We start from the raw sequence: 13,167 nt of genomic DNA on the forward strand, positions 1-13,167 counted from the left end.
CATGCCCACGAACCTGATACTGCGCCTGACAGCGCCCGCGCTGGCCGCTTTCGCCCTGGCCGCCTGTGGCGGTGACGGCGACGATTTCAACGAAGCCGCGCCCCTGGCGGCCACCTGCCCGGCCGACGTGCCCACCACGGCCCGCTGCCTGCAGGGCCAGGACTCCAAAGGCGCCTTCTACCTGATCGCCATGCCGCAGAGCTGGAACGGCCACCTGGTGCTGCACGCCCACGGCGGCCCCAGCCTGGGGGCGCCGACGACCGAGCGTGCCGAGGAAGACCTCACGCGCTGGGCGATCGCCGTCAAGGCCGGCTATGCCTGGGCCGGCTCTACCTTCCGCCAGGGCGGCGTCGAGGTGCGTGCTGCGGCCGAAGACACCGAGCGCCTGCGCAAGATCTTCCGCGCCCACGTGGCCCAGCCGCGCCGCACCATCCTGCACGGCCAGTCTTGGGGCGCCGGCGTCGCAGCCAAGGCGGCCGAGATGTTCACGGCGCAGACCGTGGGCACGCAGCCGTACGACGCGGTGCTGCTGACCAGTGGCGTGCTGGGCGGCGGCTCGCGCTCCTACGATTTCCGGCTGGACTTGCGCGCCCTCTACCAGTACCTGTGCAACAACCACCCGCGCCCGACAGAGCCGCAGTACGCGCTGAACATCGGCCTGCCGGCCGACTCGACCATGACGCAGGCCGACCTCAGCAGCCGCACGGCCGAGTGCCTGGGCCTGAACGTGGCGGCCGCGCAGCGCACGCCCGAGCAGCAGGCCCGGGTGCAGACCATCGCCAACGTCATCCGCATTCCGGCCAGTTCGATCCAGGCGCACCTGAACTGGGGCACCTTCCACTTCCAGGACGTGGTGCACAAGCGCACCGGCGGCGCCAGCCCCTTCGGCAACATGGGCGCGGTCTACAGCGGCTCGGCCGACGACGCCGCGCTGAATGCCGGCGTTCAGCGCTACCGCGCCGACCCGGCGGCCGTGCAGCGTTTCGCCGCCGACACCGACCCGGCCGGCCGCATCCCCGTGCCGGTGCTCACCACCAAGTGGATCAGCGACCCCACCGCCTTCGTCGAACTGGATGCGTACTTCAAGACCGTGATGGACAGCGGTGGCAGCGGCGAGCGGCTGGTGCAGACCTTCACGCGCAACGGCACACACAGCTACATCAGCGACCCGACCTACCCCACGCTGCTGGCAGCGCTGCTGCGCTGGGTGGACGCGGGCGTGAAGCCGACGCCCACCACGATCGCACAGGAGTGCACGGGCTTCGAAGCCACCTTTGGCACCGGCTGCAGCTTCGAGCCCGGCTACGTGCCCGCCGCGCTGGACATGCGCGTGGTGCCGCGCGACCGGCTCTGAGAGCTTGAGAGGCAATCGCTTGAGCTCACGCAAGACCCCGGCATGCCCGATTTCGTCAACCAACGGCGGTCGGTGGGGTCTTGCCCGGCGCCTTCGGGCACCGCGTCGCGAGCCCAATCAATGGCCTCTCAAGCTCTGAGTCTTCAATCCCCCGGCACGTACATGTAGCCCACGCCGCGCACCGTCTTCAAGACGGCCGGCGTCTCGGGCTTGGCCTCCAGTTTGCGGCGCAGGCGCATCACGCGCAGGTCGATGGAGCGGTCCAGCACATCCCAGGCGCGGTTGTGGCCATAGGCCATGATCTGGTCGCGGTTCAGCGGCCGGTTGGGATGGCGGGCGAACAGCGCCAGCAGATCGAACTCGGCGGTGGAGACCGGCACCTCGCCGCCGTCGGCGATGCGCATCAGCCGCCGGCCGTCGACGTCGAGTTCGCACAGGCCGAAGCGCGCGCGCTTCACACCGTCGGGCCTGTCCGTGGCTGCCGCGGCGGTGGCCGGCTCGTCATGCACCGGCGCCAGCCGGCGCTGCAGGTTGCGCAGGCGCGCCAGCAACTCGCGCGTCTCGAAGGGCTTGGTCACGTAGTCGTCGGCGCCGACCTCCAGGCCGACGATGCGGTCCACCGAATCGGAGGCGCCGGTCAGCATCACCAAACCGATGCGCGGGTGCGTCTCGCGCAGCCAGCGTGCCAGCGAGAGCCCGCTCTCGCCAGGCATGTTGACGTCGACCAGTACCAGGTCGGGCACGGCGGCGGCGATGAGCGCGCGCGCCTGCACCGCATCGGACGCGGTACGCACGTCGAAATGGTTAAAGCCGAAATACCGGGCCAGGACCTCACGCAGGTCGGCCTCGTCGTCCACCACCAGCAGCCGGGGCCGCGCGGCGGGTTCAAGGGGGTCCATCAACTCACTCCTTGGCGTGGGAAGCGGAGCGCCAAATTGTAGGCCGGGGTCGCCTTGCGCTATGCTGCGCCCGCACTTGCCCGAGGCGCCGCCGCACCATGACCGCCGACACCCCACAGTTCGAGGGACCGATCGGCCGGCCTTCGCCCTGCGTGGACGCCGCCCAACTGCTGGCGCATGCGCGCGACGGGCTGGTCGCCACCGATTCCCAGGGCCTGGTGGTCGCCTGGAACCCGAGTGCCGAGCGCATGCTCGGCTGGTCGCACGCCGAGGCCGTGGGCCAGCCGCTGGCCACGCTGATCGTGCCGGCCGATGTCGATGCGCTGCACGAGAGCGGGCTGGAGCCCTACCTGCGCACCGGCGCCGCGCGCGGGCTGGACGGCCTGGTGGAGATCGAGGTGCTGCGCCGTGACGGCCGGCCCATCACGCTGGAACTGTCGCTGTTCACGCTGCCCGGCCCGGAGGGCGGCGTGGCCGGCATGCTGCTGCGCGATGTCTCCGAGCGCCAATCCACGCAGCGCGCGCTACGTCAGTCCGAGGCGCGCTACCGCTCGCTGGTCGAGCACCTGGGCGAGGGCATGGCGGTGATCCAGGATGGCCGCGTGGCGTTCTGGAATGCGCGTGCGGTTGAGATCGTGCGCGTCGACCCCGCCACCGTGGCCGGGGCCGACTACCTGCAGTGGCTGCATCCGGACGACCGTCCGCTGGCCGCCCGGCGTCAGCGCGAGCGCCAGCGCGGCAGTGAGGTGCCGCGCCGCTACGAGCTGCGGCGCCAGGACGACGACGGCACCGTGCGCTGGCTGGACGTGCACGCCACCGCCGTGCCCTGGGAAGGGCGCCCTGCCACCATGGTGTTCTTCGCCGACATCACGGCGGGCAAGGCCATGACGGAGGCGCTGCGCGTGTCCGAGGAGCGCTACCGCTCGGTCGTCGAGCACCTGTCCGAAGGCATGGTCGTGATCCAGGACGAGAAGGTGGTCTTCGCCAACCCGCGTGCCGCCGAGATCGTGGACATGCCGCTGGTGCAGATGCAGCAGATCGGTTTTTTGACGCGCGTGCACCCCGACGACCAGGCCCTGGTGCTGGAGCGCCAGCGCCGCCGGCTGGCCGGTGGGCACCCACCCTCGCACTACGAGTTGCGCCTGCTGTTGCCGGGCGGCGTGGTGCGCTGGATCGCCATCGGCGTGGCCGTCGTGCCCTGGGGCGGCAAACCGGCGGCGCTGACATTTTTCTCGGACGTCACCGAGCGCAAGAAGATGCTGGAGGAGGTGCGCGTGTCGGAGGAGCGTCTGCGCGCCGTGGTCGAGCACGCGGGCGAGGGCACGCTGGTGGTGATCGAGCTGAACAAGCCGGTGTTCGTGAATGCGCGCGGGCTGGAGATCCTGCGCCTGTCGCGCGAAGAGCTCGACCGGCTCGGCTACCTGCACCTGGTGCACCCGGACGACCTGCAGATGATGCTGGAGCGCCGCCGCCGCCGCCTGGCCGGCGACAAGGTCGTGGGGCGCTACGAGCTGCGGCTGGTGGACCGTGATGGCGGCGTGCGTTGGATCGAGATGGGCACCACCATCGTGCCCTGGTCGGGCCAGCGCGCCACGCTGACGTTCTTCAACGACATCACCGACCGCAAGATCATGCTGGAGGCGATGCACCGCTCCGAGGAACGCTACCGCGCCGTGGTCGAGCACGTCGGCGAGGGCATGGTCGTGGTGCAGAACGGCGTCCTCGTGTTCGTCAACCAGCGTGCGTTGCAGATCGCCCGGCGCAGCCGCGAGCAGACGATCGGCCACAGCTTCCTGGAGCGCGTGCACCCCGACGACCAGGCCATGGTGGCCGAGATGCAGCGCCGCCGGCTGGCCGGCGCGCCGGCCCCCGGCCGCTACGAGACGCGCCTGGTGCACGACGACGGCAGCACCACCTGGATCGAGATCGGCGTGACGCTGGTGCCGTGGGATGGCGGCACTGCCTCGCTCGCCTTCTTCTCCGATGTGAGCCAACGCAAGCTGCTGGAGGCGCGGCTGCAGGGCACGCTGGCCGAGCGCGAAACCATCCTGGAGAACTCGCTGGTCGGCATTGCCTTCCTGACGCAGGAGCGCAGCCTGCGCTGGGCCAATCGCGCGATGGCCCGCCTTTTCGGTGGCGAGGGCGCCAGCGTGGCGCCGACCGACTGGCCGGCCGTGCGGCTGCAGGAGGTTTTCCCCTCGGCCACCGCGTTTCGCGCTGCGAATGCTCAGATCGAGGCCAGCATGCGCACACAGCGCAGTTTCGAGGGTGAGCTGCGCATGCGTCGGCGCGACGGCACGCTGTTCTGGGCCTCGATCACGGGCAAGGCCGTGAACGCGCACGACCCCGCCGAGGGCACCGTGTGGACGGTGATGGATGTCACCGAGCGCAAGGAACTCGAGGTCGCGCTGCAGCGCACCTCGTCCGAGCGAGAGGCCATCTTCGGCAGCGTGCTGGTGGGCATCGCCTTCAACGTGAACCGCCAGATCCGCTGGGTCAACGACAAGTTCGTCGAGATGATGGGCTACAGCCGCGAGGAGCTGACCGGGCAGTCGTCGCGCCAGTTGTACCCCGACGACGACAGCTACGCGCGCGAAGGCGCGGAGACGGCCGAGCACCTGCGGCGCGACGGCCACTTCACCACCGAGCGCCAGATGGTGCGCAAGGACGGCACGCGGATCTGGGTGCAGCTGGCCGGGCGCTGCGTGTTCGGCAGCGACCCCGAGGCCGGCGCGATCTGGACGTTTCTGGACATCACCGACCGCAAGCGGGCCGAGGACGACTTGCGCGCCGCGCTGGCGCGCCAGCAGGAGCTGAACGTGCTGCGTTCACGCTTCGTGTCCATGACCAGCCATGAGTTCCGCACGCCGCTGGCCACCATCCTGTCGTCCGCCGAGCTGCTCGATCACTACGGCGAACGCATGCCCGAGGCCGAGCGGCGCGAGGTGCTGAACGGCATCGTCGCCGGCGTGCAGCGCATGACCGGCATGCTCGACCGCGTGCTGCTGATCGGCCAGGCCGATGCGCAGATGCTGGAATGCCGACCGCAGCCGCTGGACCTGCACGCGCTGTGCCAGCGCTGCATCCACGAGCTGCGCGCCCAGCATCCGCAACGCGCCGCCCACATCGTGCTGGACTACCAGTGCGCTGGCCCCACCGGCAGCTTCGACGAAAAGCTGCTGCGCCACGTGCTGGACAACCTGCTGTCCAACGCTGTGAAGTACTCGCCGGCCGGCGGCGACGTGCGGCTGCGCGTCACCGATGACGGCGGGCGCCGGCGCTTCGAGGTGTCCGACCAGGGCATCGGCATCCCTGCGCATGAGCAGCGCCACCTGTTCGAATCCTTTCACCGCGCCAGCAACGTCGGCAGCATCCCGGGCACGGGGTTGGGCCTGGCCATCGTCAAAAAGGCGGTGGAAGTGCACGGCGGCAGCATTGCGCTGCAGGATGCGCCGGGCGGCGGCTGCTGTTTCACCATCGTGCTGTAAATGACGCTGCTACCCGCCCACATCCTGGTGGCCGAAGACGAGGCCGGCATCCGCGCCAACCTGGGCCGGTTGTTGCGTTTCGAGGGCTTTCGCGTGAGTCTGACCGCCAGCGGTGACGAGGCCCTGGCGCTGATCCACGCCGGCCTGCCGCAGCTGCCCGACCTGGTCCTCAGCGACCTGATGATGCCCGGCCTGGACGGCCACGCGCTGCTGCGCGGCCTGCGGGCCGACCCGCGCACGGCCGCGCTGCCGGTGGTGTTGCTCACCGCGCGGGCCGATGCCGGCGACGTGCAGGCCGGGCTGTCTGCTGGCGCCATGGCCTACGTGGCCAAGCCCTTTCGCCGTGCGGCGCTGCTGGCCTGCATTCGCAGCCTGCTGGCGCCGGGCGCACCGGTGTCGCCGGAGTCCTGATGCGTTGGCGCGATGCACTTTCGTGGCGTGCCGTCGGGCACGGCGCCACCCTGCTGGTGGTGTTGCTGGCGGCCGGGGCGGTGCTGCTGTCGGACCCGCGCTGGTTGCATGCGTTGCGGCACCAGGTTTTCGACCAGTACCAGCGCTGGCAGCCGCGTGAATGGAAGGACACAGCGGTGCGCATCATCGACGTGGACGAGGAGAGCCTGGCGCGCATCGGCCAGTGGCCCTGGCCGCGCACGCGCATGGCCGAACTGGTCGATCTGGCGCGGGCCGGACAGGCGGCGGCCATCGGCTTTGACGTTGCCTTCTCCGAGCCGGACCGCACCTCACCCGGCGCCATGGCGCAGACCTGGCGCCTGCCGCCCATCGAGCGCGCCGCCTTGGAGCACCTGCCGGACCACGACACCGTCTTCGCGCAGGCCCTGGGCACGGGCCGGGCAGTGCTGGGCTTCACGCTGCTTTCGGCCGGGCCTGGTGTGGCCGATGCCGGGGCGCCGGCATTGCCCGGGCGCGCGCGCTTCGTGCTGCAGGGCACGGCGCCTGCCGGCGAGGTGCCGGTGTACGACGACGTGGGGCCGGTGCTGCCGGTGCTGGCCGAAGCCGCAGCCGGCCACGGTGCGATGGCCTTCGTGCCCGACGGCGACGGCGTGATCCGCCGGCTGCCGCTGGTGGCGCGCGTGGCCGACCGGTTGTTGCCCGCCATGGCCGTCGAGATGCTGCGCGTGGGGCAGGGCCAGACCAACGTCTTGCTGCGCGCGCGCGCAGCCGGTGGTGGCCTGGCGGAGGTGCGGGTGGGCCGCGTGGCGCTGCCGGTCACGGCCAGCGGCGAGCTATGGATCCACTACGCCGAGCCGGTGCCGTCGCGCGCCATCCCTGCCTGGAAGTTGCTGGCGGGGCAGGTGCCGCCGGAGGCGCTGCAGGGCCGGTTGCTGTTGGTCGGCAGTTCGGCCCCTGGCTTGATGGACCTGCGGTTCAACCCGCTGGGCGTGATCCCCGGCGTGGAAGTGCATGCGCAGGCGCTGGAGCAGGCGCTGACGCTGGATTTCCTGGTGCGCCCGTCCTGGGCCGTGGCGACGGAGGCGCTGGCGCTGCTGCTCGGCGGCCTGCTGGCCGGCGTGCTGGCGCTGAACGCCGGGCCGGTCTTGTCCGCGCTGGCCGCGCTCGGCCTGGTCACCGGCTACGGGGCGGCCGGCTGGTGGGCGTTCAGCAGTGGGCGCCTGCTGCTCGACCCGCTGACGCCGGCCCTGGGCGTGCTGGTGACCTACGGGTTGCTGAGCCTGCTGCGCCACCACCTGAGCGAACAGCGCCGGCGCTGGGTCTCGCAGGCCTTCTCGCGCTATGTGTCGCCCAATCTGGTCTCGCACATCGTGCGGCACCCCGAGCAGCTGGCGCTGTCGGGCGAGCGGCGCACGTGCAGCTTTATCTTCACCGACCTGGTGGGCTTCACCACACTGATGGAACGCATCGATCCGGCCGAGGCCGTGGGCCTGCTGAACCGTTACCTGGACGGCATGATCGCCATCGTCTTTCGCCACGAGGGCACGCTGGACCGCATCATCGGCGACGCGCTGGCGATCATGTTCTCGGCCCCGATTCCGCAGGCCGACCACCGCCAGCGTGCACTGGACTGCGCGCTGGAAATGCAGCGCTTCGCCCAGGCCTTCACACGGGTGCGCCAGTCACGCGGCGTGGCGCTGGGCCACACACGCATCGGCGTGCACTGCGGCGAAGTGATCATCGGCAACTTTGGCGGCAGCACCATGTTCGACTACCGTGCGCTGGGCGATGCGGTCAACACCGCGTCACGCCTGGAGGGGGCCAACAAGTACCTGGGAACGCGCGTGTGCGTGTCCGAAGATCTGCTCGCCGGCTGCAGCGGCGCGCGCGTGCGCTGCATGGGCCGGCTGGTGCTCAAAGGCAAGTCGCGCGCGCTGCGCGTGTTCCAGCCCTTGCGCGATGGGCTCGACCTGCCGGTCGACGAAGCCGCCGCTGCGGCCTACAACGCCGCCTATGCGCTGATGGAGCAGCAGCGGCCCGAGGCGCTGGCCGCCTTCGAGGCGCTGGCGCTCACCGATCCGGATGACGGGCTGGTGGCCGTGCACCTGCAGCGGCTGCGCAATGGCGAGACCGGTGACTTGATCGTGCTCGACCGCAAGTAGCGCGGTGGCGCGCCGCCGGTTCAGCGCACCGTGATCTCGACGCGGCGGTTGCGCGGCTCGTTGGTCTCGTCCGGCGTCATCACCAGCAGGTTGCGTTCGCCATGCGAGCTGATTTCGGTGGACGCCGCAGAGTCGCGGGCCTCTTTGAGCAACTCGGCCACCTGTTCGGCACGGCGCACCGAAAGCGCTGCGTTTTGCGTCTCATTGGCCTGCGTGTCCGTGTGGCCGATGATGGCCAGGTCGGCACCCGGGCGGCTGCGCACTTCTTCCAGAACCTGGGGCAGCAGCGCCAGCGATTCTGGCGTGATCTGCGTGTCGCCGGGCTCGAAATACACGACGAAGACACGGGGTGGGCGCGGCTGTGCGGAGATCGCCGCCCCGGCGTCGCGCTGCAGCTGCTGCTCGGACACCGTGAACGTCCGCGGCTGGCCCTGCAGCGCTGCGGCCTGGAGCGGCTGGTTCAGTTCCGCGCTGCCCTGGAGGCCGGCGTACACCACCTTGCCGGTGCTGCCGTCCTGGTTGGCCAGGAGCGCCACATACGAGCGCGGCGGTGCCGCGCAGCCGACCAACGCCAGCGCCACCAGCAGGCCGCCGGCATGCGAGGCGAACCTGCGTGGTGAACCAGCCCCGTCGGTTGCGCTGCCGGCCTGTGCGAGAGGGTGGCCGAGGCTCATTGCTCGACCACGACCACGAAGCGCGTGCCACGCACGCCGATGACACCGGTCGGCGTCTTGACTTTGACCGCATCGGGTTTCAGTTTCGCAATGGCGCCCGATACGTAGTGCAGGCTGCCGGCCGTGATGGCGCCACCCAGCAGCAGTTCGCCCTCGGCCGGCGCGAACAGAAATTCCTCCAGTGTGAACGTGGTCGAGGGGCCGAACGACAGCAGCGTGTTGTCGCGCAGCGTCAGGCCCACGCTGCCATTGGCGCCGGTGCGCACCACGTCACCAATGGACAGGGGGCTGCCGGGCAGCGCTGCAGTGGTTGTGCCGCCGCTGGCGATGCTGGCCTCGCCAGACACCGATTTGACGAAGCCCGCGGGTGGTCCGGCCCATGCCTGGGCAATCGTCAAGATTGCAAAGCTGACAAGGCCGCACATGCGGAGAAGTTGTTTCATGACCGTGTGCGTTCGCAGACGCAAAAGTGAGGCGGGTCAGAACCATACACGCTCAAGCCCGCCGCGGCCACCCGCTAGATCACACAACCGCCAGACAGTGCGCTGGCCGGAGGCGGCGTCAGCAGCATCAGCCGGGAAGCGCGGTCTCTGCGGGTGCCAGGCCGCGCAGCGCCGCCAAGTCCAGCACGCGCAGGCCGCCGTACTCGATGCGGATCTGCCCGGTCGATTGCAGCGTGGCCAGCGCCTCGTTCACGCGCTGGCGCGACAGGCCCACCAGATACGCCAGTTCCTGCTGCGTGATGCGCAGCACCTCGCCCACGCCCGGGTACAGCACAGGGTTGAACAACGCCGCCAGGTTGCGCGCCACGCGCACATCGGGGTCGGCCATGCGGTCGATTTCGCGCGCCGCGATGAACTGCGCCAGCCGCTCGTTCAGCTGGTTCATGATGAAGCGGTTGAAGCCGATCGAGTGGTCCAGCAGCCAGTGGAAGCTGTCCACCGGCAGGCCCGCCACCACGCTCTTGCGCAAGGCCTGGATGTTGTAGCGGTAGGGTTCGCGCTTGAGCACCGTGCCCTCGCCGAACCAGCCGCCCGAGGGCAGGCCGGCGAACGTCGTGGTCTGGCCCTGCGCGGTCTCCGAACTCATCTTCAGCAAGCCCTCGATCACGCCGAACCAGTAGGTCACGGGCCGGCCCATGCGGCAGACATGGTCGCCGGGCAGCGCATCGCCGGCCGTGATCTCGGGCAGCACACGCGCGCGCTCGGCCGGCGTCAACGGCGCCAGCCAGGGGATGCCGCCGAGTTCGCGCACCGTTGGCGCACGGCGCCGGTGGTGCAGCAACGATTGGGGTAAGTCCGGGGGAGGGGTCACCCTAGGATTGTCGTCGAGCCGACATCGCGGCGTCAAAGTGGCGCCTAGTATTCGCGCCACGCCACCGCCGGCCATTCGAGGAGTCTTATGGACACGACCTTTCCGAAACTGCTGCTCCAGCATGCAAGCGAGCGCCCCGATGCGCCTGCCATGCGCGAGAAGGAGTTCGGCATCTGGCAGACGCTGACCTGGCGCGCGCTGGCGACGATGGTCGAAGCGACCGCCTGCGGCCTGCATGCGGCCGGCCTGCAGCGTGGCGAGCACCTGGCCGTGGTGGGCTCGAACCGGCCGCGGCTGTACGCCACCATGCTGGCCGCACAGGCGCTGGGCGCGATTCCGGTGCCACTGTACCAGGATGCGGCGGCTGCCGAGTGCGTGTTCCCCCTCGGCAATGCCGAGGTGCGCATGTGCGTGGTCGAAGACCAGGAGCAGGTCGACAAGATGATCGAAGTGCGGGTGCAGCACGCCGCGTTGACCCACATCTGGTATGACGACCCGCGCGGCCTGCGCCACTACACGGACGCGGGCCTGGCCAGCCTCTCGGATCTGCTGGACGACGGCCGCGCGCGCGCTGCGCAGTCGCCGGGCCTTTTCGCGTCGTGGGTTGCCGAAACCCAGCCCACCGATGTGGCCGCGATGTTCTTCACCTCCGGCACCACCGGCAACCCCAAGGGCGTGGTCCACACCCATGCCAGCCTGCTGGACCGCGCACGCGCCGGTGCCGACTTCGACAAGCTCACCTCGGCAGAAGACGTGCTGGCCTACCTGCCACCGGCCTGGATCGGGCAGAACATCTTCAGCTACGCGCAGTGGCTGGCGTGCGGCTACGTCGTCAACTGCCCCGAGTCGGCCGCCACCGTCACCATCGACCTGAAAGAGATCGGCCCGACCTACTACTTCGCGCCGCCGCGCATCTTCGAGGGCCTGCTGACCAGCGTCATGATCCGCATGGAGGACGCGGGCAGCATCAAGCGCGCGATGTTCCACCGCTGCATGGACGTGGCGCGGCGTGTCGGCCCCGCGCGCATGGACGGCCAGACGCTGGGCTTCATGGACCGGCTGAAGTACGCGCTCGGCGACCTGCTGGTCTATGGCCCGCTGCGCAACACGCTGGGGTTCTCGCGCGTGCGCGTTGCCTACACCGCCGGCGAGGCCATCGGCCCCGATCTGTTCGCCTTCTACCGCGCCATCGGCATCAACCTCAAGCAGCTTTACGGCTCGACCGAGACCGCCGTGTTCGTCTGCCTGCAGCCCGACCACGAAGTGCGCGCCGACACCGTGGGCGTGCCGATCCAGGGCGTGGAGATCAAGGTGGCCGACAACGGCGAGATCCTGGTGCGCTCGTCCGGTCTGCTCAAGGGCTACTACAAGAATCAGAAGGCCACCGACGAAGTGCTGACGCCCGACGGCTGGTACCACACCAGCGACGCCGGCTTCATCGATGCGCATGGCCACCTGAAGATCATCGACCGCGTGAAGGACGTCGGCAGGCTGGCTGGCGGCGCCAACGACGGCGCCATGTTCGCGCCCAAGTATGTGGAGAACAAGCTCAAGTTCTTCCCCCACATCAAGGAGGCCGTGGCCTATGGCGACGGGCGGGCTACGGTCAGCGTGATGCTGAACATCGATTTCGATGCCGTGGGCAACTGGGCCGAGCGCCGCAACCTGCCGTATGCCGGCTACACCGACCTGGCGCAAAAGCCCGAGGTCTACGAGCTGATGCGCGAGTGCGTGGAGAAGGTCAACGCCGACCTCGCGCAAGACACCATGCTGGCCGGCAGCCAGGTCAGCCGCTTCCTGGTGCTGCACAAGGAACTGGACGCCGACGACAACGAGCTCACGCGCACCAACAAAGTCCGCCGCGGCTTCATCGCCGAGAAGTACGCCGTGCTGGTCGACGCGCTGTATGGCGGCAAGACCGAACAGTTCATTGAAACCCAGGTCAAGTTCGAGGACGGCCGCACCGGCAGCGTCAGCGCCACGCTGCGCATCGGCGACGCCAAGACCTTCGCCCCCGTGAAGAAGGCCGCGTGATGAATGCCTCGACCATGACTGAAGCCACTGCCCTTACCACCACCGGCCGCCGCATCGGCGAGGTGATCCTGGAAGTGAAGAACATCAGCCTGCGCTTTGGCGGCGTCAAGGCGCTGACCGACATCAGCTTCGACGTGCGCGAGCACGAGGTGCGCGCCATCATCGGCCCCAATGGCGCGGGCAAGAGTTCGATGCTGAACTGCATCAACGGCGTGTACCAGCCGCAGGAGGGCGCCATCACCTTCCGCGGCGAGACCTTCAAGCACATGAACTCGCGCCAGGTGGCCGAGATGGGCGTGGCGCGCACGTTCCAGAACCTGGCGCTGTTCAAGGGCATGAGCGTGTTGGACAACATCATGACCGGCCGCAACCTGCGCATGCACAGCAACATCCTGCTGCAGGCGTTGCGCTGGGGGCCGGCCGAGCGCGAGGAGATCGCCAACCGCGAGAAGGTCGAACGCATCATCGATTTCCTGGAGATCCAGCCCTTTCGCAAGACGCCGGTGGGGCGCCTGCCCTACGGCCTGCAAAAGCGCGTCGACCTGGGCCGGGCGCTGGCCATGGAGCCGCAGGTGCTGCTGCTCGACGAACCCATGGCCGGCATGAACGTCGAAGAGAAGCAGGACATGTGCCGCTTCATCCTCGACGTGAACGACGAGTTCGGCACCACGGTCGTGCTGATCGAGCACGACATGGGCGTGGTGATGGACATCTCGGACCGCGTGGTCGTGCTCGACTACGGCAAGAAGATCGGCGACGGCACGCCCGAGGAAGTGCGCGCCAACGACGACGTGATCTCCGCCTATCTCGGCACGAACCACTGAAAGCGCG

10 protein-coding genes are annotated in these 13,167 nt (G+C 69.4%); 6 read left to right on the top strand and 4 right to left on the bottom strand.

From position 1 onward, the window contains the following. Position 1: 1 nt before the first annotated feature. Positions 2-1,354 (top strand): hypothetical protein, encoded by a 1,353-nt coding sequence (locus AC099J_RS03625; RefSeq protein WP_479613849.1) that lies wholly within the window; start codon positions 2-4, stop codon positions 1,352-1,354. A 143-nt stretch (positions 1,355-1,497) separates the two neighbouring features. Here the strand turns inward: AC099J_RS03625 and AC099J_RS03630 are convergent, their stop codons facing one another. Then, the gene (locus AC099J_RS03630) at positions 1,498-2,253 is read right to left on the bottom strand and encodes a response regulator (protein ID WP_479613850.1); all 756 of its coding nucleotides are present in this window, start codon (positions 2,251-2,253) and stop codon (positions 1,498-1,500) included. A 98-nt stretch (positions 2,254-2,351) separates the two neighbouring features. On the opposite strand from AC099J_RS03630, the gene AC099J_RS03635 reads away from it, so the two are divergent. From AC099J_RS03635 to AC099J_RS03645, 3 genes are read left to right on the top strand one after another with little or no spacing between them, the layout of a single operon-like run. Next, positions 2,352-5,741, top strand: coding sequence for a PAS domain S-box protein (locus tag AC099J_RS03635; RefSeq protein WP_479613851.1), 3,390 nt, complete (start codon positions 2,352-2,354; stop codon positions 5,739-5,741). Next, complete coding sequence (locus AC099J_RS03640; RefSeq protein ID WP_479613852.1) at positions 5,742-6,152, top strand: response regulator transcription factor; 411 nt, start codon at positions 5,742-5,744, stop codon at positions 6,150-6,152. Next, positions 6,152-8,314: a CHASE2 domain-containing protein gene (locus AC099J_RS03645; RefSeq protein WP_479613853.1), complete on the top strand. Its 2,163-nt coding sequence runs from the start codon at positions 6,152-6,154 to the stop codon at positions 8,312-8,314. The genes AC099J_RS03640 and AC099J_RS03645 overlap by 1 nt, the downstream gene beginning before the upstream one ends. A gap of 20 nt (positions 8,315-8,334) precedes the next feature. Here AC099J_RS03645 and AC099J_RS03650 read toward each other — a convergent pair whose 3' ends face one another. From AC099J_RS03650 to AC099J_RS03660, 3 genes are all read right to left on the bottom strand, one after another. Continuing rightward, entirely contained in the window at positions 8,335-8,988 is a 654-nt protein-coding gene (locus AC099J_RS03650; RefSeq protein ID WP_479613854.1) for an OmpA family protein, read from the bottom strand. Then, complete coding sequence (locus tag AC099J_RS03655) at positions 8,985-9,431, bottom strand: FecR family protein (protein ID WP_479613855.1); 447 nt, start codon at positions 9,429-9,431, stop codon at positions 8,985-8,987. The genes AC099J_RS03650 and AC099J_RS03655 overlap by 4 nt, the downstream gene beginning before the upstream one ends. A 127-nt stretch (positions 9,432-9,558) precedes the next feature. Continuing rightward, positions 9,559-10,302: a Crp/Fnr family transcriptional regulator gene (locus AC099J_RS03660; RefSeq protein WP_479613856.1), complete on the bottom strand. Its 744-nt coding sequence runs from the start codon at positions 10,300-10,302 to the stop codon at positions 9,559-9,561. Between the two features lie 87 nt (positions 10,303-10,389). Between AC099J_RS03660 and AC099J_RS03665 the strand changes: the two genes are divergently transcribed. After that, on the top strand, positions 10,390-12,336 hold the full coding sequence (locus tag AC099J_RS03665) for an AMP-dependent synthetase/ligase (protein WP_479613857.1): 1,947 nt from the start codon (positions 10,390-10,392) through the stop codon (positions 12,334-12,336). Further along, entirely contained in the window at positions 12,336-13,160 is an 825-nt protein-coding gene (locus AC099J_RS03670; RefSeq protein ID WP_479613858.1) for an ABC transporter ATP-binding protein, read from the top strand. Before AC099J_RS03665 ends, AC099J_RS03670 begins: the two co-directional genes overlap by 1 nt. The last annotated feature ends 7 nt before the right edge of the window (positions 13,161-13,167 follow it).

The sequence above is a fragment of the Rhodoferax sp. RT4P68 genome, assembly GCF_056521305.1.

Excerpts from the sequence above, each read along its gene's own strand:
- AC099J_RS03625 (WP_479613849.1), top strand. The coding sequence starts at position 2 with ATGCCCACGAACCTGATACTGCGCCTGACAGCGCCCGCGCTGGCCGCT.
- AC099J_RS03630 (WP_479613850.1), bottom strand. The coding sequence starts at position 2,253 with ATGGACCCCCTTGAACCCGCCGCGCGGCCCCGGCTGCTGGTGGTGGAC.
- AC099J_RS03635 (WP_479613851.1), top strand. The coding sequence starts at position 2,352 with ATGACCGCCGACACCCCACAGTTCGAGGGACCGATCGGCCGGCCTTCG.
- AC099J_RS03640 (WP_479613852.1), top strand. The coding sequence starts at position 5,742 with ATGACGCTGCTACCCGCCCACATCCTGGTGGCCGAAGACGAGGCCGGC.
- AC099J_RS03645 (WP_479613853.1), top strand. The coding sequence starts at position 6,152 with ATGCGTTGGCGCGATGCACTTTCGTGGCGTGCCGTCGGGCACGGCGCC.
- AC099J_RS03650 (WP_479613854.1), bottom strand. The coding sequence starts at position 8,988 with ATGAGCCTCGGCCACCCTCTCGCACAGGCCGGCAGCGCAACCGACGGG.
- AC099J_RS03655 (WP_479613855.1), bottom strand. The coding sequence starts at position 9,431 with ATGAAACAACTTCTCCGCATGTGCGGCCTTGTCAGCTTTGCAATCTTG.
- AC099J_RS03665 (WP_479613857.1), top strand. The coding sequence starts at position 10,390 with ATGGACACGACCTTTCCGAAACTGCTGCTCCAGCATGCAAGCGAGCGC.
- AC099J_RS03670 (WP_479613858.1), top strand. The coding sequence starts at position 12,336 with ATGAATGCCTCGACCATGACTGAAGCCACTGCCCTTACCACCACCGGC.